This window comes from Streptomyces sp. NPDC038200 (genome assembly GCF_055600785.1).
In genome coordinates this window covers 129,432-154,416 of record NZ_JBVJYH010000012.1, presented here as the reverse complement: position 1 = coordinate 154,416, position 24,985 = coordinate 129,432, and the positions used below count along the sequence as shown (strand labels likewise).

Annotated in this window: 16 protein-coding genes; 9 read left to right on the top strand and 7 right to left on the bottom strand. The window is 73.8% G+C overall.

Going from position 1 to position 24,985, the window contains the following annotated elements; all coding sequences use genetic code 11:
- The first annotated feature begins 203 nt into the window (after positions 1-203).
- The gene (locus ACZ7KF_RS24370; RefSeq protein WP_471078745.1) at positions 204-1,550 is read left to right on the top strand and encodes a condensation domain-containing protein; all 1,347 of its coding nucleotides are present in this window, start codon (positions 204-206) and stop codon (positions 1,548-1,550) included.
- A gap of 48 nt (positions 1,551-1,598) precedes the next feature.
- On the top strand, positions 1,599-2,651 hold the full coding sequence (gene aroF, locus ACZ7KF_RS24365; protein ID WP_471078742.1) for a 3-deoxy-7-phosphoheptulonate synthase: 1,053 nt from the start codon (positions 1,599-1,601) through the stop codon (positions 2,649-2,651).
- Positions 2,652-2,780: 129 nt separating this feature from the next.
- On the opposite strand, the gene ACZ7KF_RS24360 is transcribed toward aroF, so the two are convergent.
- Positions 2,781-7,952 (bottom strand): amino acid adenylation domain-containing protein, encoded by a 5,172-nt coding sequence (locus tag ACZ7KF_RS24360; protein WP_471078739.1) that lies wholly within the window; start codon positions 7,950-7,952, stop codon positions 2,781-2,783.
- A 123-nt stretch (positions 7,953-8,075) separates the two neighbouring features.
- On the opposite strand from ACZ7KF_RS24360, the gene ACZ7KF_RS24355 reads away from it, so the two are divergent.
- Positions 8,076-10,004 carry a condensation domain-containing protein gene (locus ACZ7KF_RS24355; RefSeq protein ID WP_471078736.1) on the top strand — a complete coding sequence of 643 codons (1,929 nt, stop codon included), beginning with the start codon at positions 8,076-8,078 and terminating at the stop codon, positions 10,002-10,004.
- Between the two features lie 168 nt (positions 10,005-10,172).
- Here the strand turns inward: ACZ7KF_RS24355 and ACZ7KF_RS24350 are convergent, their stop codons facing one another.
- Positions 10,173-11,687 carry an MFS transporter gene (locus ACZ7KF_RS24350; protein ID WP_471078733.1) on the bottom strand — a complete coding sequence of 505 codons (1,515 nt, stop codon included), beginning with the start codon at positions 11,685-11,687 and terminating at the stop codon, positions 10,173-10,175.
- A 122-nt stretch (positions 11,688-11,809) separates the two neighbouring features.
- Here ACZ7KF_RS24350 and ACZ7KF_RS24345 point away from each other — a divergent pair, with 122 nt between their 5' ends.
- From ACZ7KF_RS24345 to ACZ7KF_RS24320, 6 genes are all read left to right on the top strand, one after another.
- The gene (locus ACZ7KF_RS24345; protein ID WP_471078730.1) at positions 11,810-12,766 is read left to right on the top strand and encodes a LysR family transcriptional regulator; all 957 of its coding nucleotides are present in this window, start codon (positions 11,810-11,812) and stop codon (positions 12,764-12,766) included.
- A gap of 130 nt (positions 12,767-12,896) precedes the next feature.
- Complete coding sequence (locus ACZ7KF_RS24340) at positions 12,897-14,273, top strand: serine hydroxymethyltransferase (protein WP_471079021.1); 1,377 nt, start codon at positions 12,897-12,899, stop codon at positions 14,271-14,273.
- Complete coding sequence (locus tag ACZ7KF_RS24335) at positions 14,270-15,076, top strand: thioesterase II family protein (protein ID WP_471078727.1); 807 nt, start codon at positions 14,270-14,272, stop codon at positions 15,074-15,076. Before ACZ7KF_RS24340 ends, ACZ7KF_RS24335 begins: the two co-directional genes overlap by 4 nt.
- Positions 15,073-16,701 (top strand): PhpK family radical SAM P-methyltransferase, encoded by a 1,629-nt coding sequence (locus tag ACZ7KF_RS24330; RefSeq protein ID WP_471078725.1) that lies wholly within the window; start codon positions 15,073-15,075, stop codon positions 16,699-16,701. Before ACZ7KF_RS24335 ends, ACZ7KF_RS24330 begins: the two co-directional genes overlap by 4 nt.
- Positions 16,702-16,740: 39 nt before the next feature.
- Positions 16,741-18,684, top strand: coding sequence for a non-ribosomal peptide synthetase (locus ACZ7KF_RS24325; RefSeq protein ID WP_471078722.1), 1,944 nt, complete (start codon positions 16,741-16,743; stop codon positions 18,682-18,684).
- Entirely contained in the window at positions 18,681-18,908 is a 228-nt protein-coding gene (locus tag ACZ7KF_RS24320) for an MbtH family protein (RefSeq protein WP_471078719.1), read from the top strand. The genes ACZ7KF_RS24325 and ACZ7KF_RS24320 overlap by 4 nt, the downstream gene beginning before the upstream one ends.
- Before the next feature lie 84 nt (positions 18,909-18,992).
- Here ACZ7KF_RS24320 and ACZ7KF_RS24315 read toward each other — a convergent pair whose 3' ends face one another.
- The 5 genes from ACZ7KF_RS24315 to ACZ7KF_RS24295 form a co-directional block, all read right to left on the bottom strand.
- Positions 18,993-20,219, bottom strand: a complete 1,227-nt coding sequence (locus ACZ7KF_RS24315; protein ID WP_471078716.1) for a cytochrome P450 — start codon at positions 20,217-20,219, stop codon at positions 18,993-18,995.
- The gene (locus ACZ7KF_RS24310) at positions 20,216-22,012 is read right to left on the bottom strand and encodes a non-ribosomal peptide synthetase (protein ID WP_471078713.1); all 1,797 of its coding nucleotides are present in this window, start codon (positions 22,010-22,012) and stop codon (positions 20,216-20,218) included. Before ACZ7KF_RS24310 ends, ACZ7KF_RS24315 begins: the two co-directional genes overlap by 4 nt.
- Positions 22,013-22,051: 39 nt before the next feature.
- The gene (locus ACZ7KF_RS24305) at positions 22,052-22,819 is read right to left on the bottom strand and encodes a thioesterase II family protein (protein WP_471078710.1); all 768 of its coding nucleotides are present in this window, start codon (positions 22,817-22,819) and stop codon (positions 22,052-22,054) included.
- Between the two features lie 86 nt (positions 22,820-22,905).
- On the bottom strand, positions 22,906-24,126 hold the full coding sequence (locus ACZ7KF_RS24300; protein ID WP_471078707.1) for a winged helix DNA-binding domain-containing protein: 1,221 nt from the start codon (positions 24,124-24,126) through the stop codon (positions 22,906-22,908).
- A gap of 63 nt (positions 24,127-24,189) precedes the next feature.
- Positions 24,190-24,840, bottom strand: a complete 651-nt coding sequence (locus ACZ7KF_RS24295; protein WP_471078704.1) for a response regulator — start codon at positions 24,838-24,840, stop codon at positions 24,190-24,192.
- Between the last annotated feature and the right edge of the window lie 145 nt (positions 24,841-24,985).

Below are 24,985 nucleotides of genomic sequence, written 5' to 3'. Positions count from 1 at the left end.
TCCGGTCCGCGCGCCCACGGGTCCGCCCGTCCACCGGCCCTCTCGCCCACCGGGCCCCTCGTCCTCCGGTCCGCGCGCCCACCGGCCCGCCCGGCCCCGCCCGGTGCGCGGCGGTGTCCGCCGGGAGGCATACGTCGAGGCATAACCGCGCCCAAACCACGTGCCCGCACGCTGAGTCGCTCGCGTACGAGGAGCTGATCCCGGTGGCCGACGCCCGCTCGCGCATCCAGGCGCTCTCGCCCGACCGCAGGGCCCTGATGGACGCCCTCGTGGCCGGGCGACGGCCGGACCGCGCCCCCACGACCCCGGCGCAGGAGCGCTACTGGCGGCTCAACCAGGCGGATCCCGCGGACCCCCGCTATCTGTGGCCGTGGGCCCTCTCGCTGTGCGGGCCGCTGGACACCGACGCCCTGGGCCGGGCCGTCCGTTCCGTACTGGACCGGCACGACCTGCTCACCTCCACCTTCCGCCGGCAGGACGGCGAGCTGTGGCAGCTGCGCGGCACGGCGCCCGCCCGCGGCCCCCGCCCGGTGGAGGTCCCCGACGGGCCCGACGGTGTGCAGCGGGAGATCGAGCGGATCAACCGGCGCGGCAGGGACCTGGCACGGCAGGCACCCGTGGACACCACGCTCCTGCGTCTCGGCCCGGACCGCCACGTCCTGGTCGTGGACATCCACGCGATCGCCAACGACGCCTGGTCGATGCGTCTCTTCCTCGACGACCTCGCGGCCCACTACAACGGATCCGCGCCCGCCCCCCGTCCCGTCCCCTTCGCCGAGCACGCGGCCCGGCAGCGGCGCTGGCTCGCCGGTGCGGAGGCCGAGCGGCAGGCGCACCACTGGGTCCGGACTCTCGCCGGCCTCCCTCCGCGGATCCTGCCCGCCGGGCCCGGCGATAGCGCCGACGGCTTCCGGTCCGTCACACGGCGGGCCGAACTCCCGGCCGGCGTCATGGCGGCGGTGCGCGACCTCGGCCGACGCGCCGGAGCCACCCCCTTCATGACCCTGTACGCCCTCGTGGCGGACGTACTCGGCACACTGACCGGGCGCACCGACATCGCCGTGGCCTCGTCGGTGTCCGGCCGCGACACACCGGACACCCACCAGGTCGTCGGCTGCTTCGTGAACCGGGTGGTGCTCCGCGTCGACGTGGGCGGCGCTCCCGACGACCGGGAACTCGCCCGGCGCGGCCGTGCCTGTGTCCGGCAGGCCCTGGCGAACGCCCGGCTGCCCTTCGAGCACGTGGTGCGCCGGGTCCTGCCGGAGGAGTACGACCGGCCCGCCCCGCTGGCGGACGTGATGTTCGTGTACGACGACCAGGACGGGCGGGCGGCCACCGGCACGGCCCCTCGGTTCGCCGGACTGGAGACGTCGTTCGTCGAGCCCGAGTACCGCACCACTCGCTTCGCCCTGCTGCTCACCGCGCGCCCCGTGCCCTCCGGGCGGCTGGTCCTGGAGGCGCACTGCCCGAGCGGCCGGCACCACGTGCGCACCGCCCAGGAACTGCTGCGCCGCTGTGCCGCGCGGCTCACGCGACTGCACGGCGACTGAGACCCGTACGCGGCGCGCCCGTCCGCGCACCGAGAGAGAGGACCCCTGATGATCGTCATCGTCCTGCACGACACCTGCACCTCCGCGCAGCGACAGCAGGTGCTGTCGGCGGTGCAGTTCACGGGATCCGGTCTCCGAGTGCACACGCCGCACCTGGTGTCGCTGGCCGGCGACCGCGACCGTGTCGCGGCCGTGCTGGACGGCCTGCCGCAGGTCCGGGAGATCGCGTCGCTGCCGGCCGGGTATCCGCGGGCCGCGCGGCTGGCCGGCCGCGCGCCGACCACACCGGTATGGGTGTCGGACGTGGAGATCGGGGGCCCCGGCTTCACCGTCATCGCCGGCCCGTGCTCCGTGGAGAACCGGCACCAGATGCTGACCACGGCCCGGGAGGTCCGCGCCGGCGGCGCGCACGCGATCCGCGCGGGGGCGTTCAAGCCCCGTACGTCGCCGTACGCGTTCCAGGGCCTCGGGGAGGCCGGGCTGGGGCTCCTGGCGGAGGCGCGGGAGCGGACCGGTCTGCCCCTGGTCACCGAGGTGGTGGACGTACGGGACGTGGCACGGGTGGCCGAGGTGGTGGACATGGTCCAGATCGGAGCCCGGAACATGCAGAACTACGCGCTGCTGCGGGAGGTCGGCAGGTTGCGCATGCCCGTTCTCCTCAAGCGCGGCCTGGCCGCCACCGTGGACGAGTGGCTGCTCGCCGCCGAGTACGTGCTCGACGGGGGCAACGAGCAGGTGGTGCTGTGCGAGCGGGGTATCCGCACCTTCGAGAGCGGGTACCGCTTCACGCTGGATCTCGCCGCCGTCCTCGTCCTCAAGGAGCGCACGCACCTGCCGGTCATCGTCGACCCCAGCCATGCCGCCGGCACCCGCGGGCGCGTACTGCCCCTCGCGCTCGCCGCGGCCGCCGTGGGGGCCGACGGCATCATCGTCGAGACCCACCACGATCCGTCCACCGCGCTGTGCGACGCGGCGCAGGCCCTGCCCACGAGCGACCTCGCCGAGCTGATGCGCAGGCTGGTGCCGGCCGCGCAGTCGGCGGGACGCAGCCTGCGGCGGGCGCCGGGCGAGCGGACGCTGACGTCGGTGAGCGGGGGCTGACCGCGAGGGCGGGGACCACCGCGGACCGTCCGCGCCCGCCCGGCACGCCGAGACGCCGGCCGAGACGACGAGGGGCTGCCGGATCACCGCCCGGCAGCCCCTCGCCACGCACCCCGGCCTGTCCCGGGCCTATCCCGCGTCCTGTCGCGAGCCCCGCCCCGCGCTCCGTCCCTCGTTCCCTCCCTCGTTCTGCCTTTCGTCCCGCCTCTCGTCCCGCGTCCCGCCCTGTCCGTCGCCGTGTCCCTCGTCCTGCGCGGCCATCGTGGCCATCGCCTCCGCGAAGGCCACGACCCGCGGGCCGTACTCGGCGTCCGTGGCCAGCCCCTTCGCCAGCTGTGCGCACGTCGGCAGGTCGAACACGTCCCGGACGGACAGGGGCACGTCCAGCAGCGAGCCGAGCCGGGCCGCGAACCGCGTCCCCGTCAGGGAGTCGCCGCCGAGGAGGAAGAAGTCGTCCCGGACACTCACCCCGGGCCGCTCCAGCACCTCCGCGCAGACCGCGGCGACCAGGGCCTCCAGCGGCCCCCGCGGGGTGCCGTCCGTGTCGTCCGGTTCGGCCTGTCCGGCCGTACGACGCGCCTGTTCGGTCAGGGCGAGCCGGTCCACCTTGCCGTTGCCGGTGAGCGGCAGGGAATCCAGGATCCGAACGTCCGCCGGAACCATGTAACCGGGCAGCCGCTCCCGCAGATGCGCGGACACCTCGTCACCGTCGGCCTCGCCCACCACGAAGGCCACCAGATGGCGGGCCCGGCTCTCCCGGGCCGGCGCGACGACCACGCACGCCTCGACCCGGGGATGGCTGCGGGCGGCGTGCTCCACCTCGGCCAGTTCGATCCGGTACCCGTTGACCTGGACCTGGAAGTCGTCGCGGCCCAGGATCTCGATCGAACCGTCCGGCAGATAGCGCCCCAGGTCGCCCGTCGCGTAGACGCGTTCCCCGGTGGACGGCAGCCGGAAGAAGCGCTCCCGGGTGCGTTCCTCGTCACGCCAGTACCCATGGGCCAGTCCGACGTCACTGCCCACCAGCATCTCGCCCGGCACCCACACCGGCCGGTCCCGCCGGCTGCCGTCCACCACGTGATAGCGGTGGTTGGCCATCGGCCTGCCGTACGGGATGCTCGTCCAGTCCGGGTCGATCTCGCCCACGTCCTGGAGCACCGACCAGCAGATGGTCTCCGTCGGCCCGCCCGAGCCCATCACCCGCAGGCGCGGGGCCAGCGCCCGCATCCGGTCCGGGAGGGTCAGCGGGATCCAGTCGCCCGACAGCACCGTCAGCCGCAGCGATGCGAGCACGGGCGCGGTGCTGCCGGTGCCGGCCACCTGCTCGGCCGCCTCCACCAGCATCTGCGCCAGCGCCGGCACCGAGTTCCAGAACGTCACCGACTCCTGCCGGACGAGCCGCACCCAGTGCGCGGGGTCGGGCCGCTCACCGGCATCGGGCAGCACCGCCGCGCCGCCCGCGGCGATGATGCCGAAGACGTCGTACACGGAGGCGTCGAAGTGCAGCCCCGACACGGCCAGCACCCGGTCGTCCGGCCCGACCCCGAGACGTTCGTTGATGTCGCCGAACATGTTGGTCACGCCGCGGTGGTCGACCATGACCCCCTTGGGGCGGCCCGTCGACCCGGAGGTGTAGATGACGTACGCCAGGTCGCGAGGCCCCTGCACGGAGGCGAGCGGCGCATCGCCGACGGTGTCGAAGTCGCGGTCCACGGCCAGGACCCGGACGCCGTCCGGCCACGCCAGGGCGTCGACGAGTCGGCTCTGCGTGAGCACCAGCTCCACCTCGCCGTTCACCAGCAGCTCGCGCAGCCTCAGCGGCGGCACCGTCGGGTCCACCGGCAGGTACGCGGCCCCGGAGGCGAGCACCCCGTACACCGCGGCGTACTGCTCCCATCCCTTCTCGGCGACGATCGCCACCAGCGCGTCGGGGCGCGCGCCCAGTTCGCGCAGCCGACGGCCGATGCGACACGCGCGGGTGTGCAGCTCGGCGTAGGACAGCGTGCGCCCGGAGGTGATGACCGCGGGGGCGTCGGGGCGCTCGGCCGCCCGCCGCGCGAGCATCTCGTGCAGCAGCGTGTCGTCGGTCTCCCGTGCCGTGTCGTTGACCTCGGCGCGTACGGCGAGCTGCCCGGCCGGCACGAGGTCGAACCGTTCGGCCTGCCACAGCGCCTCTTCCGTGATCAGGCGCTCCAACAACCGGCAGTACGCGGTGAACATGTCGTCGACGAGACCGGGCGGGAACATCGCGTCGAGGAAGTCCCACTTCAGGTGCAGCGTCCTGTCGATCTCCCGGATCTGGAAGTCGAGCAGCACCTGCGGCGTCTGCGAGATGCCGTACGTCTCCTCGCCGAGTCCGGACACCTGGCGCCGGGGTGGATGCCCGAGCAGGCTCGTGACCACGATCGGCATGGCCGGCCGGGCCCCCGCGGTGGGCCGGCGGCGCTGCAACTCGCGCAGCACCCGGATCCCGTTGAAGTGCCGGTGCTGCAGATCCGTCCAGATCTGCTCCTGGATGTCCAGGGCGCGCTCGGCGAAGGTCCCGTCGGTCTTCTCGACGGCGACCAGGAGGGTGTTCGTGAAGTCACCGAGCAGCCGGTCGACGTCCGGATGCACCGGCAGCCTGTCGAAGACGGGGAAGTTCACGGTGAACGCGTCGTTCTTGCTCCAGGTCCGCAGGACCTCGGCGAAGACCGCCACGAGGATGCCGGACGGCGTCACGCCCAGCTGCCGCGCCCGCTCCTGAAGGCGGTGCCAGCGCGCGGGAGCGAGCCGGTGCGCCCGCCGTTCGAAGCGGATCTCGCCCCGCGGCCGGGAGACCAGGGGCAGGTCGGGCGCGGCGGGCAGATCCGGGACGCGCGCCAGCCAGTAGGCGCGGGAAAGCTCGTAGGCGGGGGTGTCCTCCAGCGCCGAGCGCGCCTGCGTCACATAGTCGCGGAAGGTGATCTCCGGGGCGGGCGGGGCCGCGCCGGGATCCTCGTACAGCTCGATCAGCTCCGGGAACAGCACCTGGAACAGGCTCCAGGCGTCGACGACCAGCAGATCGACGCCGATGTGCAGACGCACCCGGCCGCCGGGCAGCAGCGTGACCCGCACGTCGAACAGGGGGCCGGTGTGCGGGTCCAGCACCTGGTGCGACATCTCCTCACGCACCCGCTGGACCCGCTCACCGGCCGCGTCCACGCGGTCGTCCCGCAGATCCAGCACCCGCACCTGCGGACCCGCGGCGCGCGGCAGCACCCGCTGCGTGCCGTCGGCCAGGACGACCGCCCGCAGCATGTCGTGGCGGCGCAGCACCTCGGCCCACGCCCGTTCGAACCGGGGCACGTCCAGCCCGTCCCGCTCCCACTCGAAGTAGCCGTGGCAGCCCACGTTCCCGAAGTCCACGGCGGCGCCCCGGCCGATCCACAGCGCCTGCTGCGTCTCCGTCAGCGGGAACGGCTCGTACCGGCCGGCCCGGTCGGGACGCACCGGCGGCAGCTCGGCCAGCGACGAGGTCGCCTCGGCCGCGCCGCGCGCCGCGGTGAGCCGCGCCAGCGAGGCGACGCTCGGGGCGCGCATGAGTTCCGGGAGCGTCACGTCGAGCCCCAGCTCCTCCTGGGCGCGGGTCAGCAGCCGGAGCGCGCTCAGCGAGTCGCCGCCCAGGTCGAAGAAGCCGTCGAGGACCCCGATGTCGTCCAGACCGAGCACCTGCGACCACAGGGCCGCCAGGCGCCGTTCCATGTCGTTGCGCGGCTCGACCCTGCGCGCGTCCAGCCCGGGCCGGCTCCGGCCCGCCGCCGGCAGCGCGGCGCGGTCCACCTTGCCGCCGGGGCCGACGGGGATCTCGTCCACGACGGTGAGGGTCACCGGGACCATGTACGCGGGCAGCGTCGCGCGCAGCGCCCGGCGGATCTCGGCCGGCAACGGCGGGGCCTGCGGGTCGGTGACGAGGTACCCGGCCAGCCGGCGCTCGCCGTCGGCCGGTTCGGTCGTGGTCACCGCGGCCTGGAGCACGCCCGGCTGGCGGGCCAGGGCCGACTCGACCTCGCCCAGATGCACCCGGTAGCCGCGGATCTTGACCTCGTCGTCGGCCCGGCCGATGACCTCGATCTCGCCGTCGGGCCAGCGCCGCGCCACGTCACCCGTCCGGTACAGGACCGGGTGCGGGTCGTCCGGGAGCGGGTTGGGCAGGAACTTCTCCTCGTCCGTCGCGGGCCGGTCGAGGTAGCCGAGCGACAGGCCGGCACCGGAGACGTACAGCTCGCCCGGTTCCCCGGGCGGGACCGGCGTGAGCGACGCGTCGAGGACGTGGACGCGCACACCGGGCACGGGGCGGCCCACCGGCGGGGCGCGGTGGAGGCGTTCGTCCGCCGTCAGGGTGCGGCTCACCGTCGTGAGGTTGCAGGTGGTCACCACGGTCGCCTCGGACGACCCGTAGACGTTGACCACCTCGAACGGCAGCGTGTCCGGCGGCCACGCGCGCAGGCGCTCGCCCGCCACCCGCACATTGCGCAGCGCCGTTCCGTCCGGCCAGTCCAGCGACCAGCAGCGTTCGGCCGTCGCGGTCATCATGAGGCTGTGGGTGACCCGCTCGCCCACCAGCCAGTCCCGCAATGCCCCGGGATCCGCGGCGACCTGCGGTTCCGGCACGCACACCGCCGCGCCGGCGGCGAGCAGCGGCAGGCAGTCCACCTCGACGAGCCCCGCTCCCGGGGAACACAGCCAGCTGCCCCGCGAGCCCGGCTCCACGGCACACTGCTCGATCAGCGTGTGCACCAGCATCCGCAGGGCGCCGTGCCGGAACAGCACGGCCTTGGGGGCGCCCGTGGAGCCCGAGGTGAACGCGACATGGCAGACGGTGGAGTCGGTCACCGGCACCCCGGGCGGTTCGGCGGGCGCCGAGCGCCACGCGTCGCCGTCCATCAGGACCACGGGCGCCTCGGTACCGTCCTCCAGGCCGGCCGACGTGTGCTCGTCCGCCAGGACGACGGCCGCCTCCGCGTGCCGCAGCATCGACGTCACCCGGGCCGCGGGAAGCGCGGGATCGATCAGCACCGCCGCCACACCCAGTTTGAAGCAGGCGAGTTGGGCGATCAGGTGCGCCGTGCCGCGCCCCAGGTACAGGCCGGCCCGCGCTCCCGGCCGTACCTCCAGCCCCCGCAGGTGCTGCGCGAGCCGGTTGGCCGACTCCTCCAGGCCGGCGAAGTCCAGGGCCGTGCCCGCGTGCTCGACGGCCGTGGCCCGTGGTGTGCGGCGGGCTGCCAGCGCCACACATTCGTGGACGTAGAGCTGTGACTCGTGGGAGTGGGTGTCCCGCACGACGTTCCGCCCTTTCCGCGCCGGATACAGGAGGCGGGGACGGTAGGCCGCCGAGGTTAGGGAAGGGTTACGCAGACCGGGCGTAACCGGGCGCTAACCCGGCGGCCCTAGCCTCGGCCGGTCATGGACGACTCCCTCAGCCGCCTGACGCCCCAGCAGTGGACCCGCCTCGCCGAGCGCGTACGGGCCGAGCAGCCCCCGACGAGCGGGAAGCCGGCCCACCCCGCCGGCCCGCCGGCGCCGCGGGCCCGCCCGGCGGGCCCCTTTCCCGCCACCCACACCCAGGAGCAGCTGTGGTTCCTCAGCCGGCTGACGGCCGGCGTACCGAACTACAACGTGCCCTTCCGCTTCGACCTGGAAGGCCCGCTGGAGCCGGACCACCTGCACACGGCGCTGCGCACGGTCGTCCGGCGGCACGACGCCCTGCGCACCGAGCTGCGGCCCCACCCCGACGGACTGCGCCAGGTGGTCCGGGCACAGGTGCCGGTGGAGCTGCCGGTGCGCGATCTGTCCCGGCACGACGACCCCCGCGCCGCGGCGGACGCCCGCTGCTTCGCACTCGCCCGCACCGTCTTCGACCTGGGCACCGCGCCGCTGTGGCGGTTCGAGCTGCTGCGGCTCGACGCCCGGGGCGAGCGGCATGTGCTCGTGTGGATCGCCTCCCACACCATCGCCGACGGCGGTGCGGTGAGCGTCCTGCTGGACGAGGTCGGCACCGCGTACGCCGCCCTGGCGGCCGGGCGTGACGTCGAACTGCCCGATCCCGGGCCCCAGCTGACCGACTACGCCGCCTGGCAGCGAGCCACCCTGACCCCGGGGGAGACCGAACGGCTCACGGCCTACTGGCGCCGCCGCCTCGACGGCTACGACGGCCTGCGCCTGGCCTACGACCGGCCGAGCCCCGCGGGTGCCCTGCCCGCGGGCCGCACCGTCCGTTTCACCGTCCCGCCCGAACTGCGCCGACGGGTCGTCGGCCTGGCCCGGAAGCACTCCGGGTCGCCGTTCATGGTCCTGCTGGCCGCCTACCAGGCACTGCTCGCCGGGCTCGCCCGCCGTCGCGACGTCGCGACCGCTCTGCCGCTCGCCTGCCGCGACACCTCCGGCTTCGAGCGCGTCCTCGGCTCGCTCACCAACACCGTCGTGATCCGTACGGACACCGGCGACGGTGCCTGTTTCGCGACCGTCCTCGACCGGGTCAGGGAGGCCGTCCTGGGCGCCATCGAGCACCAGGACCTGCCGTTCGGCAAGCTCGTCGAGGAGCTGAGGCCGGCGCGCCGCGGACGCACCAACCCCATCACCGAGACGATCTTCAGCTACGGCGGCACACCGGCGACACTCGGCTGGACCCCCCTCGGCGACTCGGTGCGCACCGCGTGCCGGGGCATGTCCAACGACACCGTCCGTTTCGACTTCGAGCTGGTGCTCGACGACACCCCGGAGGGGCTGACCGGCCGGTTCGAGTACGACAGCGACCGCATCGACACGGGCAGCGCCCACCGGATCTGCGACGCCTACGTGGGCATCCTCCGCGCCGCGCTGGACCGCCCCGAGGCACCGCTGCCGGACCTGTGGGACGAGGAGTGCGGCCGGTCCGGGCCGCTGCCGGCCTGGCACGCGGCGCCCGCCGACGCCCCGGCCGCGGCGGTCCCGGACGGGCCGGCGTCCGGCACCGGCGGCGCGCCGCGCACCGGGGCCGAGCAGGCCGTGGCGCGCATCTGGTCCGCCGCTCTGGACCGGGACGTCCTGGAACGCGACGCCGACTTCTTCGCCCTCGGCGGATACTCGATGCTGGCGGTGGACGTGATCGCGGCCGTCAACGAGGAGTTCGGCACCGATCTGTCGGTGATGCAGATCTTCGAGACGAGCAGTGTCGCCGCGCTGGCCCGGGCCGCCGAGAACGCCGCCGGGACCGGTGGTCCGGGCGGTCCCTGCGGTTCGGACGGTCCGGACGGCGACCACGAGGCGGTCGCGGCCGAACTCCTGGACCAGGTGGAGCGGATGAGCGACGACGAGGTGGCACGGGCGCTGGAGCGCCTGCGCGACACCCCCTGAGTGCGGGCGGACCGGCTGAGTGCGGGCCGACCGGCCGAGTGCGGGCCGGCCCGGGGGACGCACGAGAGCGGCCGTCCGCGCCGGAGGCGGGGGATCCTCCGGCGGGACGGCCGCTCGCTCGGGGCCGCGTCCGGCCGCCTGCGGAGGCAGGCCGTGCGCGACCGGCCGTCAGGTCCGTTCCGCTCCGGCCGGCGGGGCCCCCACCGGCGCGGACCCGGCCGACTGCGGCTGCCGTACGGACCGCATCAGGGCCGCCACCAGGACCGCGCCGACGACGAGCACCACGGCCGCGGTCACGAACGCGAAGCGGTAGCCGTCCACCATGGCCTGCCCGGCCGCACCCCCGGAGTCACGCGCGTCGTGGGCGTGGGTGACGGCGAGTGTCGTCAGCACCGCGAGGCCGAGCGAGCTGCCCAGCTGCTGCACCGACGTCTGCACCCCCGACCCCAGGCCCGCGTCCGCCTCCGACAGGCGGTGCAGCGCCGCGTTCTGCAGCGCCGGCAGCCCGATCGCCAGCCCGAAGGACAGCACCACCGTCGCGGGCACGAGCTGTCCCCAGAACGAGCCGTGCGCGTCGATGCGCGCGAGCAGCAGCATGCCCACCGCGCTGACGCCGAAGCCCACGATGATCGCCGTCTTCGCGCCGGCCTTCGTCACCAGCTGCGTGGAGACGATCATCCCGGGGATGAAGGCGGCGCAGAACGGCAGGTAGGCCAGGCCCGACCGGAGCGGGGAGTAGCCGAGGACCTGCTGCACGTACAGCGTGACGAGGAAGAACATCGCGGCCATGGCGCTGGTGAGGAACACCGTGGCCACGTTGGCGGTGATCCGGGTGCGGTCGCCGAAGAACCGCGGCGGCATCATCGGATCCGGCACCCTGGCCTCGACGAGCGCGAAGAGCACGACGAGCACCAGCCCGCCGGCCAGGGACCCCCAGACCCGCACGCTGCTCCACGGGTGCTCCGACGCCTGGAGCAGACCGTTGACGATCGCGACGAGCCCCGCGGTGACCAGCAGGGCACCCCAGACGTCGAGCCGTTGCCGCGCCCCCTTGACCGGCGCGTCCTGCACGTTCCGCGCCGCCAGGGCCAGCGCGACGGCGGCGACCGGCAGGTTGATCAGGAAGACCCAGCGCCAGCCGGCCAGATCCACCAGCACCCCCGACAGCAGGACGCCGACCGTCGCCCCCATGCCGGCCAGACCGCCCCACATCCCCAGGGCCTTCGCCCGTTCCTTGCCGTCGGTGAACATCAGGACGATCAACGACAGCGCGGCCGGCGACGCCATGGCCTCACCGACGCCCTGGGCGAACCGGCTCACGATCAGCACGCCGGAGTTCCCGGCCAGACCGCTGGTCAGCGAGGCCAGGGCGAACAGCGCCGTACCGAGCACGAAGAGCCGCTTGCGACCGACGAGGTCGGCCACCCGGCCGCCCAGGAGGAGCAGACCGCCCGCGGCCAGCAGATAGCCGTTGACCACCCAGGCCAGGCCCGCCTGAGAGGTCCCCAGATCGTCCTCGATGGAGGGCAGGGCGATATTGACGACCGTGTTGTCGATGACGATGACGAACTGGACCAGCGAGAGCACGGCCAGCGCCTTCCAGCGGCGCGGGTACGGGGCGGACCGTCCGGCCGGTGCGGCGGCGCCTCCTCCGTGACCGGGCCCGGTCTCCATGGTGGACATCTGTTCTCCCAGCAAGCGGACGGACATCTTCGTCACGTCGAGTCAATGCCGGGCGCGCGCGACCTGTCCAACAACGATCACTCCTGGTTTGACAACCATCGGGAGTCTTCGAAGATGAGAGCGTGGATCTGGACATGGCGCAGGTGCGGGCATTCATCACGACGGCTGATGAGCAGCACTTCGGCAAGGCGGCCGAACGCCTCCATCTGAGTCAGCAGGCACTGTCCAAGCGCATCCGCAGGCTGGAGGAGCTGCTCGGGATGCGGCTGCTGGAGCGCTCCAGCCAGGGCGTCGCACTGACGGAGGCGGGCTCCCGCTTCCTCGCCCCGGCAGCCGCCGCCCTGGACGCCGCGGACGCGGCCGTCGCCGCCGTCGCCGCGTCCAGCCGTCCGCTGCGCGTCGACGTCCTCGACGAGCGCCTGGTCCCCATACAGGTCGTGCAGCGCTGGATCGACGCCGACCGGGACGCGCCGCTGGAGGTGAGCATGCGGCACGGCCTGGAGAACGCGCTGCCCGCCCTGCGGCGCGGCGAGATCGACGTGGCGTTCGGCCGGGTGCACGCGGTGCGCACCCCCTGGCGGGACGAGTTCGCCTACCGGCCGACGCGGCTGGAACCCCTCGCGCTGCTGGTGGGCGTCGACCACCCCTTCGCCCAGGCGCCGTCCGTCGGCCTCGCCGAGCTGCCCGGCGTTCCGCTGCGCACGCCCATGGGCGGGGGAGTGGCCGAATGGACCGCGTTCCTGCGGGACTTCGCCGCCGCCTGGTCGCTCGACCTGGACACGAGCGGACCGGCGCTCAGCCTCGACCACCTGGTGGACACCGTCGCGGACAGTCCCGGTGCGGCGACGCTCGTCGGCGCGGGCATGAGCGTGCCCGACGGGCAGCGGATCCGGACGGTGCCGCTCGTGGACCCCACCCCTGTGTACCCGTGGTCGGCCGTGTGGCGCCGGGACCGGCCGCACCGGCTCCTGCCACGGCTGCTGGACATCGCCGGGAGCGGCGCCTCCGTCCGGGACATGGCCGCAGCGATCGGCCCCGTCTGGCTGCCCGCCGCCGACCGGGCCGGCCTCGGTCTGTGACCGGCGCCGCCGAGGCCACGGCGTAACCGCTGCCAAACCCCGCCGTCCTAGGGTCGCCGGGCCCCGGTCGCCCCGGGGCTCGCCGACCACGCACCGAGGACGCGAGGGCAGGGCAGTGGACTCATTGACGTTGCCGAACCAGGCCGGACCCGCGGCGCGGGGTACCGGGCAGCGGGACCTGACCGTCAGCGCCGCGACCTCGCTCCGGCGGGACGACCCCGAACTGGACGCGCTGCTGGAACACGAACTCGGGCGGCAGCAGGACACGCTCGCCATGGTCGCCTACGCGAGCCTCGCCGACCCGTCCGTCCTCGCCTGCGGTGCCTCGGTACTGGCCAACGTGACGGCGGAGGGCTACCCCGGTGCCCGCTACCACCCCGGCTGCCACTGGCTCGACCGGGTGGAGGAGCTGGCGATCCGCCGGACCCGTACGGTCTTCGGGGCGCGCTACGCCAACGTCCAGCCGCACTCCTGCTCCCAGGCCAACCTGGGCGTCCTGTTCGCCCTGCTGCGCCCCGGCGACACCGTGCTGGGCCTCGCCCTCGACGCGGGCGGCCATCTCACCCACGGCGCACCGGCGTCGGTGGTGGGCGACTACTTCGACGCGGTCGGCTACGGCGTGGGCGACGACGGCCTCATCGACTACGAGGAACTGTGGCGCCTGGCCCGCCGGCACCGCCCGAAGGTCGTCATCGCGGGCGCCAGCGCCTACCCCAGGGCCCTGGACTACGAACGGTTCCGCGCCGTCGCCGACGACGTGGGCGCGTACCTGCTCGCCGACATCTCGCACATCGCGGGCCTCGTCGCCGCGGGCGTGCACCCCAGCCCGATCGACCTCGCGCACATCACCACGCTCAGCACCTACAAGCAACTCGGCGGCCCACGCGGCGGACTGATCCTGAGCGGCGCGGAGCACGACACCCCCGGACCCGACGGCGTGCACACCCTCGCCCAGCTCATGCAGCGGGCGGTCTTCCCGCGCAGCCAGGGCACCCTGAACGCCGCCGGGATCGCCGCCAAGGCGCGGGCCCTCGCCCTGGTGGCACAGCCGGCGTTCCGGGAGCTGGCCGAGCGCATCGTGCGCGACGCCCGGGCCCTGGCCGAAGAGCTGACACGCCGCGGCCACCGTGTGCTCACCGGCGGCACCGACACCCACATGGTCCTGGTGGACACCACGCCCCTCGGCCTCTCCGGGGCGGCCGCGGAGGGCGCCCTGGAGGAGTGCGGGATCCTCGCCAACCGCAACCGCATCCCGCACGACACCCGTTCACCGCGGATCACCAGCGGGCTGCGCTTCGGCACCAACATCCTCGCCCAACGCGGCCTGGAACCCGATGACATGGGGGAGTGCGCCGACCTCGTCCACCAGGTCCTCACCGCGACGAAGCCGACCGGACGCGCGGGCCACCGGCTCGACCCCGCCGTGCGCGACCGGGTCCGGCGAGCCGTGCACCGGCTGTGCGCGCGGCACCCGGTCCCCGGCTACCCGGCGAGGTCCGCCGTATGAACTCCGTACCGCGGCGCGCCACGTACTTCTCCCGGCCCTGGGTGTGGGACCTGCGACCGACTCCCGGCCCGCACACGGCGGCGCTCCTGCTGCTGCCGCACGGCGGGGGCAGCGCCCACGCGTTCACCGAATGGCCCGCGCACTTCCCCGACGACGTCGCCGTCCTGGCCGCCCAGTACCCCGGGCGCGGCGCCCGCTTCGGGGAGCCGCCGGCGCGCAGCATGGACGAGCTGTGCGACGCGCTCGTCCGGTCCCTGGACCGCCTGGACCTGCCCCTGGTGATCTTCGGCAACAGCCTGGGCGCGCTCCTCGGCTTCGAGGTGGCCTGGCAATTGGAGCAGGCCCGGCGCCCACCCGCCGCCCTGTGCGTGTCGGGGGCCTGGGCGCCGCACGCCCGAGACCCCGGCGCCACCTACGGCGACGCCCTGTGGTCGGACGCCGCCCTGGTGGACTGGCTGCACGAGTACGGCGGGATGCCCGCGCAGGTGCTGGCCGACCCCGATCTCCTCCAGATCGTCCTCGACGCCGTCCGCGCGGACCTGACGATCGTCGAGAACTACCGGTTCGGGCCCGAGCGGCGGCGGTTGGGGTGCCCCATCACCGTGCTGGGCGGGACCGAGGACCGGCTGGTGAGCGAGCGGACCCTCACGGCCTGGAACGAGCGGACCCGGCGGGACACGGCGGTGCACCTGCTTCCGGGCGGCCACTTCCACTTCGCCGACCACCTGCCGTACGTGACCGGACTCGTCCGTGCCCACCTCCCCACACCCGCCGACGCGAGCGGAAAGCGAGCGGAAAAATGACCGGACTCGACTGTGTCGTCATCGGTTACCACGCCGGTGACTTCGACGACTACCGGCTGATGTGCGAACAGGCCGGTCCGGACTCCCCCGAGTGGCAGATCTACCGCAAGGAACACCTCGTCGTCGACGGCCGCCCCATGCCCTGGCTGGAGGCGTTCAGCCGGCTGCGCACCCGTGCCACCGGACGCAAGGACCGCTATCACGTGGGGGAGGTGTTCAACCTCGCCGCGCTCTACCTCACCAACCACCTGCGCCGGCACGGCCACACCGCCGAACCGATCTCGCTGTTCGGGGCCGAGCAGGAGGAACTGGCCGGGCTGCTCAGCAGGCGCCCGCGCATGGTGGCGATCACGACGACCTTCTACGTGACCATCCTGCCGGTCGTGCAGATCGTGGAGTTCGTGCGCAAGCACGCGCCCGACACCCACATCGTGGTGGGCGGCCCCCTCATCGACAACCTGTGCCTCAACGGCATCACGGACACGCTCCAGGACATGTTCTTCGCCATGGGCGCCGACACCTACGTCCAGGAGTCCCAGGGGGAACAGACGCTGCTCGACCTGTGCGCCGCGCTGACCGAGGGCGCCTCCGTGGAGAAGGTGCCCAATGTCATCCACTGCCCCGACGACGCGTGGGTCCTCACCCGCCGCCGCCCCGAGGCCAACGACCTGGACGCCTGCGCCATCGACTGGAGCCGCTTCAGCAGCGGGCAGACCGGCGCCACGGTGCAGACCCGCACGGCCCGCAGCTGCGCCTTCAAATGCGCCTTCTGCGACTACCCGTCCCGGGCCGGCGCCCTGACCACGGCCTCGGTCGACACGGTACGCCGGGAACTGCGGACGCTGGCCGAGAAGGGCGTGCGCAACGTGGTGTTCGTGGACGACACCTTCAACGTCCCGCCCAAACGGTTCAAGGAACTGTGCCGCATGATGATCGAGGAGGATCTGGGGCTGCGGTGGTACTCCTACCTGCGCTGCTCCAACGCCCGCGACGAGGAGACCTTCGACCTCGCGGCGCGTTCCGGGTGCTCCGGCGTCTTCCTCGGCATCGAGTCCGGCGACGCCCAGGTCCTGCAGAACATGAACAAGCTCGCGCAGGACAGCCAGTACCGCACCGGGATCCGGCAGCTGAAGGAACGCGGCGTGACCACCTTCGCCTCCCTCATCGTCGGCTTCCCCGGAGAGAACGAACGCACCGTCGCCAACACCGTCGACTTCCTCAACGAGACCGCCCCCGACTTCTGGCGCGCGCAGGCCTGGTGGGGCAACGAACGCTCGCCCGTGTACCGCGCCAAGGAGCTGTACGGCATCAAGGGCGCCGGCTACAGCTGGGAGCACTTCACGATGGACTCCCGGGAGGCCGCCGCCCACTGCGACGCCATGTTCGACGCGGTCACCGAGTCGACCTGGCTGCCCCTGTACGACTTCGACTTCTGGTCCCTGCCGTACCTGGCGGGCAAGAACGTCACGGCAGCCGCCCTCAAGCCGCTGCTGGACACCACCCAGCGGCTGATGAGCGAACGCGACGCGGCGGCACCGGACGCCACCCGCCTGGCCGCCCTGGAACGGGAGTTCGCCGACGCCGTCGCCGCCCTGGACGCCGAGCCGGCCAAGTACCGGTACTGACCGGCGCGGGCCGCGTCGAGCACGGTCGAGGAGGACTGTGTGACATTCAGCAGCACACCCCGGGCCACCGCCACGCGCGAGAGCGCACCGAGCCCGCCACGGGAGTGGGAGCCCGTCCACCGCGGACTCGACCGTGCCGCGGCCCGGCATCCGGGCCGGCCCGCCGTCGTCGCGGCGGCGCGGTCGCTCAGCTTCCGCCGGCTCCAGGCGCACTCCGACGCCCTGGCCCGGATCCTGCACGCCCGGGGAGCGGCCCCGGAGACCACGGTGGGCCTGTGCCTGCCCCGCACCGCGGACCTGCCGGTGGGCCTGTTCGGCATCCTGAAGTCGGGCGCGGCCTATGTGCCGCTCGATCCGGCGCATCCCGAGGACCGGCTCCGCTTCCTGGCCGCCGACTGCGGCATGACGACGGTGCTGACGCACTCGTCGGCCGGCGGCCGGCTGCCCGGTCCGCTGCGTGACCGCGCCCTGTACCTGGACACCCTGGACCTGGACGCCGACGCGGCGGCCGGCCCGCCCGAGGTGGACCTCTGGCCCGCTCACCCCGCCTATGTCGTCTACACGTCCGGTTCCACCGGTCGGCCCAAGGGCGTGCAGATCACGCACGGTGCCCTGACGGCGTTCCTCCAGCGGCTGCGCGGCGCGGGCATCGTCCGCCGGGAACGGGCGCGCGTCGGATGGAACGCGAGCATCTCCTTCGACGCCTCCGTGCAGCAGTGGATCCGCGCCTGCGCCGGCGACACGCTGGTCCTCCTCCCCGAGGCGCTGCGCACCGACCCCGCGGCGCTCGCCCGGTTCCTGCGCGAACAACGCGTCACCGACCTGGACATCACCCCCTCGCACCTGCGCCCCCTCGTCGAGCATCTGACACCCGCACCCGAGGCGGACCCGCTCACGCTCCTCGTCGGCGGGGAGGCCGTCGACCCGGACCTCTGGCAGGCCCTCGGCGCGCTCCGCGCGAGCGGCGCCGCCGTCGCCCACAACCTCTACGGCCCCACCGAGTGCACCGTGGACGCCACCGCGGCGCCCGTCGAGGCACGGCACGCCCCGCACCTGGGGGCGCCCCTGCCGGGGGTGGGCCTGTACCTGCTCGACCCGGCCCTGCGCCCCGTACCCGACGGCGAGGCGGGGGAGATCTGCCTCACCGGCGACGGACTGGCCCGCGGCTACCTGGGCAGGCCCGCGCTGACCGCGGCCCGCTTCGTCCCGGACCCGTTCGCCGCGGACGGCAGCCGCCTCTACCGCACGGGAGACCTGGCACGCCGGCGTCCGGACGGCACGCTCGCCTATCTGGGCCGCCTCGACGACCAGATCAAACTGCGGGGGTTCCGGATCGAGCCCGGCGAGATCGAGGCGGTGCTCGTCCGGCATCCGCTGGTGGCCGGCTCCGTCGTCGTCAAGCGCGACGACGTCCCCGCGGCCCCCGCCCTCGTCGCGTACTGCCGGAACGAACCGAGCACGCCGCACCGGCCGGACGAGGAGGACCTGGACGCATGGGCGCGCCGGCACCTACCGGACCACATGGTGCCCGCCGCCTACGTCGTCCTCGACTCCTTCCCGCTGAACACGTCCGGGAAGGTGGACCGGGCCGCGCTCCCGCGACCCGAACCACGCGCGTCCGGCGCGCCGGACCGGACGGCAGCGGACGCCGCGCCCACGGGCCCGTACGAGGAGCTGGTGGCCCGGGCCTGGTGCGAGGTGCTGGGCGTCGCGGCGGTCGGCGCGGACGAGGACTTCTTCCGGATCGGCGGTAACTCGCTGCTGGCGATCCGGGTGGCGGCGCGCGTCCGACGCGCCACGGGGCTCGCCATCCCCATGAGCACCGTCTTCGCCAACTCCCGGCTGCGCGCCCTGGCCGCGCACCTGGAGCGGACGGCGCAGAGCCAGGGCCGGGACGAGCACGCCGAGACCGACGACGCCGAGACCGACGACGGCGGGAACGACGAGGGCAGGAACGACGACACGGTGGAGGGCATGGCATGAGCGTCGACCGCGAGGACGTCGGCACGGACCCGACGCCCCGCACCTGGAACGTGCTGATCAACGCCGAGGAGCAGTACGGCCTGTTCCCCGCCGACCGGGAGCCGCCCGGAGGGTGGCGGCCCACCGGGTTCGCGGGCGACGAGCAGCAGTGCGAGCGCTATGTCGACGAGCACTGGACGGACATGCGGCCGCTGAGCCTGCGGCGCGCCACCGACCGGGACTGACCAGGACCGCCGGAGGCGGCCGCCACGGGGGAGGGGGGAGACGCAGTCTCCCCCCTCCCCCGTGGCGGCCGCCTCTCCGTGAGGTCAGCCGACCGTGACCGTCACCGGCAGATGCCTGATGCCCAGCATGAAGTTCGACCGCAGACGTTCGACGGGGCCGGCCACCCGGAAGCGCAGCCGGCGCTCCGCCAGCGCCCGCATGAGCAGGGTGATCTCCTGCCGCGCACCACCCATGCCGATGCAGCGGTGCGCCGCCACGCCGAACGCCAGATGCTGGTTCGGGGCGCGCGAGAGGTCGAAGACGTCCGGCGCCGGGAACTGCTCCTCGTCCCGGTTGGCGGAGGCGTTCCACAGCGTGACCGACTCCCCGGCGCGGATGAGGGTGCCGCGGATCTCCACGTCACGGGTCGCGGTGCGCTGCACATAGGCGTTGGTGGACGTCCAGCGGAAGACCTCCTCCACCGCGGGGCTCAGCAGCCCCGGATCGGCGATCAGGCGTTCCGCCTGGTCGGGATGGTCCGCGAGGGCCAGCACCGCGGCCGTGGCGGTGTACGGGGTGGTCTCGTTGCCGCCCACCGCCACGTTCAGGCAGTTGTACAGGATCTGACTGTCCGTCATGGGGCGGCCGTTGATCTCGGCCGAGCACAGGATGCTGACGAGATCGCCGCCCGGTTCGCGGCGCCGCCGCTCCATCAGCTCGGAGATCATGTCGAAGATCTCCACCTGGGACGCCACCAGTGTCATGCCCGTGCGGGCCGACCCCGCGTACTCGGGATCCTTGTGCCCGATCATCGAGCGGGTGAGCCGCAGCAGGCGGAACGCGTCGTCGCGCCCGAGGCCGAACATCGCCGACAGAAAGCCCGCCGGCAGCTCCAGCGCCACCTCGGTGGCGAAGTCACCGCCCCCGGCGGCCACGAACTTGTCCAGCGCCGCGCCGAGGAACTCCACCACCCGCCGGGTGGCCTTCTCGATCATCCAGGGCGCGAAGGCCTTGTGGACCTGCTGGCGCAGCAGCCGGTGGTCGGGCGGGTCGGAGCAGATCAGCATCTGGCCGGTCGCGGTGTCGGCGGCGCTGCGGTAGGAGCCCCCCAGCACCGTCCCGAACCGGGACGAGAACGAGGACGCGTCGATGTACGCGGCGGAGACGTCCTCGTACTTCGTCAGCGCCCAGAAGCCGCCCTCCGGTGTGGGGTTCCAGTACACCGGCGCGTGCTGCCGCAGCCAGGACCACGCGCCGTGCGGGTCACCGGACACGAACAGGTCCAGGTCGTTGAGGTCGATCGGCGCGTCGGGCTGTGCGCGGCCGGTCATGAACTCACCATCGCCTTCCGCTTCTCGTTGATGACGCGGGCCAGGTCCTCGAGCACGCTGTCCTCGAAGAGCGCCTCGGGCCTGAGCGCGATGCGCATGTCCCGCTGAATGGTCAGGCGGGCCCGGACCGCCAGCAGGGAGTGCCCGCCGAGGGCGAAGAAGTCGTCGTGGACGCCGATGCCCTCCAGGGCCAGCAGGTCCTCCCACAGCCGCACCAGATAGCGCTCGACGTCGTCGCGCGGCGGGGCGTCGTCGGCCCCGCCCACGGGGCGGTCCGCGTGGATCGCGAGCAGGCGCGCCCAGTCCCGTTTGCCGTGCGGGTCGGTCGGCATCGCGGGCAGGACCACGAACTCCGACGGCACGAGGTACCGGGGCACGCGCCGCTCCAGGAAGGTGCGCAGGCCCCGCAGGGACAGCTCCTCGCCGGCGGGCACGGTGAACGCCACCAGGCGCCGGGCGCCCGCCTCGCCGACCGCGGTCACCGCGCACTCCCGCACCCCGGGATGACTGCGCACCGCCGCTTCCACCTCGCCGGGCTCCACCCGGTAGCCGCTGATCTTCCACTGGCGGTCGATGCGGCCCAGGTACTCCACGACCCCGTCCGGCCGCTGCCGCACCCGGTCACCCGTGCGGTACATGCGGCTGCCGTCCCCGGCGAACGGGTCGGGCAGGAAACGGGAGGCGGTCAGCCCCGGCTGGTCCAGATAGCCGCGGCCCACACCGCTGCCCGCCACGTGCAGTTCGCCGGGGGTGCCGGGCGGTACGGGACGCAGCCGGGGGTCGAGCACGTACAGGCGCGCGCCCGCGAAGGCGCTGCCGATCGGCACGCTCTCCTCGGCGGCCGGCGGAGCGCTGCGGATCTCGTGCCCGGTGCACGCGACCGTGGTCTCCGTGGGGCCGTAGAGATTGAACAACCGGCCGGTGAAGCCGCCCGCCAGCAGATCCCGGCAGGTCGCCGGGAGCAGGACGTCGCCGCCCGAGCACAGCAGCCGCAGCGAGGAGAACGCCTCACGGTCGTGGCGCACCACGTCGTTGAGCGCGACGGCCGGCGCCAGCATCGCGGTGATCCGGCGCCGTCGCAGCTCGCGCTGGAGATCGGTGGTCAGCAACTGCGCGAACGACGGCAGCACCGCTATCTCGGCGCCGCCCGCCAGGGCCCGCCAGACCTCGAAGGTGAAGGTGTCGAACGAGACGCTCGCGGCCTGCCCGGACCGGTCGCCGGGCCGCAGCTCGGGCAGGGCCGGGTCCCGTGCGAAGGCGGCCATCTGCCGGTGTTCGAGCACCACGGCCTTCGGGGTGCCCGTCGAACCCGAGGTGAACAGCACGCAGGCGGCGTCCGCCCCGTCCGGCTCCGGGAGCGGCGGGTCGTCGGTGCCGGTGCTCTCCTGCGCGCCGCTCCACTCCACCACCGGGAAGGGGGTGCCGGCCAGACGGTCCGTCAGCGCCGGCTCGGTGACCACGCAGGTCACCCGGCCCACCGACAGCATGTGGTCGCGCCGGGCCGCCGGATACGCGGTGTCGACGGGCAGACAGGCGGCGCCCGCCCGCAGCACGCCCAGCACGGCGGTCACCAGGTCCACGCCCCGCGTCAGATACAGGCCGACCCGGTCCCCCCGGCGCACGCCCCGCCGGGCCAGTGCCCCGGCCAGCGCGGTGGACCGGCGGTCGAGCTCCGCGTACGACAGGCGCGACGTGCCGTCGCTCACCGCCGGGGCGTCCGGGTACCGGGCCACGCTCGCGGCGAACAGCGCCCCCAGGGTCGAGGATCCGGCCCCACGTGCGTCCTGACTCATGGTCGTCCCTTCCAGAAGACTGCCCCGGACGGATCCCGGTCACGGGGCGGCGGGTGCGAAGTCCTCGGCGATCAGCTCCGTCAGGGCCGCCGGCGCGGTCAGGTAGGCGAGCGTGTCACCGTCGAGGGTGTGATGGGTGACCTGACCGTAGGCCTCCCACTCGCGCAGGTCGCGCGGACCGACGTCGGGGTCGTCGCGCCAGCCGATCGCGCTGATCGGCGACTTGAGCGGGTACGGTCCCGGGGGTCGGTAGCCGTGGCACATGCCGATGTCGTTGCGCAGCACGCGGATCGCCAGGGGGAGCAGGTCCGGCAGGATCTCCCCGCCGCCCAGCCGCCCCACCACCCGGCCCAGCTCCCGGCCGAGCCGTTCGTCGCTCATCGAGGGGTGGAACATCCCGAAGAAGCCGCGGCTGGGCACCAGGCTGGAGGAGAGGTACAGCCGGTCGGGAAGCCGACCGTCCGTCTCCTGGATCCGCACCGCCAGCGCGTAGCACAGCAGCGCCCCCATGCAGTGCCCGAACAGCGCGTAGGGCCGGTCCAGGTACGGCGTCAGCGCCCGTGCGGCGTCGGCGGCGAACGCGTCGAAGTCGTGGTAGCCGTCCTCGCGGATGCGGTTCTCCCGCCCGGGCAGTTGCACCGGGCACACCTCCAGCGGGCCGACGCGGCCGGGCCAGCCGCGGAACGACGCGGCTCCGGTGCCGGCGAACGGCAGGCAGAACAGCCGTGCCCCGGCCTCCTGCGACGGCTCGCGCAGCAGCCAGCGTCCCGCCGGGGGCGGCCTCCTGCCCGTGGCCGGTGGGCTCATCCGTCCTCCCCAGGTCCGTGCGCCGGCGCGGCTCGGCGGTGCCGCGGCGGTCGGGGCGACCCTAGGGCGGGGAGGTTAGCGACCGGTTATGCGAAGCGGACCGCGACGTCCTGGCCGCCGGAGGCCGCCAGCAGCGACTCGGCCTCCTCGACGACCCGGCGGCGCAGGCCGGGCCGCAGGGGTACGAACGCCTCGACCTCGACCTCGGTGCGCCGGGCGAGCCGTTGCGCCGTCCACACTCCGCCGATCAGGCCGTCGACGACCAGCACGGGCGAGATCCACCCCGCGGTGCGCGACACCTTCGAGCGCAGTGCGGGATCGGGCAGCAGGGACGCCAGCTGGCGGGTCAGGCCCACGACATAGGGATCGAACCCCGGGAGCAGCCGGACGACGGGGGTGCCGTCCGGCGCGGGGCGGGCCATCGTCTCCAGGTCCTCGCGCAGCGCCCACGCCCGGTGGCCCTCGACGCTCGTGGCCTCCACCGCCTCGCCCAGTGCGCGCAGCGCCTCCCGCACCTCGGGCGTGCCGGTGCCCCACCAGCGCGCGAAGTCGTCCGGTGCGGCCGGGCCGTAGGCGCGCAGGTACCGCTCCAGCACCCGGCCGAGGGCCCGGCCCGGTTCGGCCGCCGCCGCTTCCCCGGGGGCCCGCGCGCCCTCGGCGGACTCCGGGTCCCCGGGCGGCGCGCCGTGGTCGCCGAGCCAGTGCCGGGGCGCGCGGAAGGTCACGTTGCGGCCCCGCTGGGGGCCGAAGCACAACAGGCCGCGTCGCGCGGCCGGTTTGAGCAGCACCCCCCACCCCGAGCGCACCTTGTCGCCGAGCCCCTCGTCGTGTGTGACGGCACCGAGGCGATCGGCCAGTTCCTCCCGGGTGAGCGCCTCCTCGCCGAGTGCCTCCGGCAGCGCTTCCAGGACCAGTCGCACATCGCGCGGTGTGATCCCCTGCTGCGCGAGGAGCCGTTCGCCCAGAAGCCGGCTGTCGTGCCGTAACGCGGCCACGTACCAGGGCAGTTCAGCGGCGGGGAGCAGATGGAGCGTGCCCCGCATCGCCCACGTCTTGACCAGTCTCCGGTCCTCCCACAGCGCGGCGCGCACCGCGGCCCCGGCGTCGGGGAGCCGGGTGCGGGCCGCCACCGCCTGTTCCGCCGACGACATGACCTGCGCGTGCACACCGCACAGTGCCGAGGCCACGCCTTCCACGGCGGCGCACGGGTCCGGCGCGGTGAGCGGATCGACCAGGTGGTGCCGACGCAGCCGCCAGGCGGACACCTGGGACCAGGTCAGCGTCAGCGGTGGGGAGGTGCGGGACATGGCCGCCATTCTAGGGAGACCGGACGGTCCTCCCCGGGAGAGGAGGGCAGGTCCAGGACAGGTCTAGGAGAGGTCGATGAGGCCGAGTGTGCCCGCGCGGCGCACCGCGTCGACACGGGAGACGGCGCCCAGCTTGGCGTACACGTTGGTCAGGTGCCGTTTGACGGTGGCCTCGGCCAGATGGAGCCGGGAGGCGATCTGACGGTTGCTCATGCCCAGCGCGACGAGACGCAGGATGTCCAGTTCCCGGGGCGAGGGATCCTCGACGTCGGAGCGCCGTCCCAGCGCGCGGATGGCTCCCTGCGGCACCGACACCAGCACGTTCCCGCTGCTGTGCACGACCGTGATGAGCGCGGCCACGAGTTCGTCCCGGGCCATGTTCTTGACCAGATAGGCCGCGGCTCCGCGCAGCAGCAGCTCCTCCATCAGGGCGGTGTCGTCGTGCATGGCCAGCGCGACCGCCCGGGTCGTCGGCGACAGCCGGCAGGTGCGCTCCACGACGACCGCGGCTGTCGGGCCCGGCATCTGCACGTCCAGGAGCAGGATGTCCGGCCGGAACTGCCGCACCAGGGACAGGGCCTGATCGCCGTCGCCGGCGGTGCCCACCACGCTGAACTCCGGCACCGTCGCCAGGAGTTCCTTGAGCCCCTCGCGGAACAGGGAGTGGTCGTCGGCCACCACGATGGTGACTGTCTCGGTGGCTCCGTCGATCATGTACCACTGCCTCGCGCTCGCACCGCCGGACGCCGGAGGAAGTGTCGTACGCGGTCCTCGGGGTGGAGACCGACAGCCGCCGAGTGATTCCGTTCCCCGCAGCCGCACCCCGACGACATGCACTTCCCCCTCACTGCACCGGACC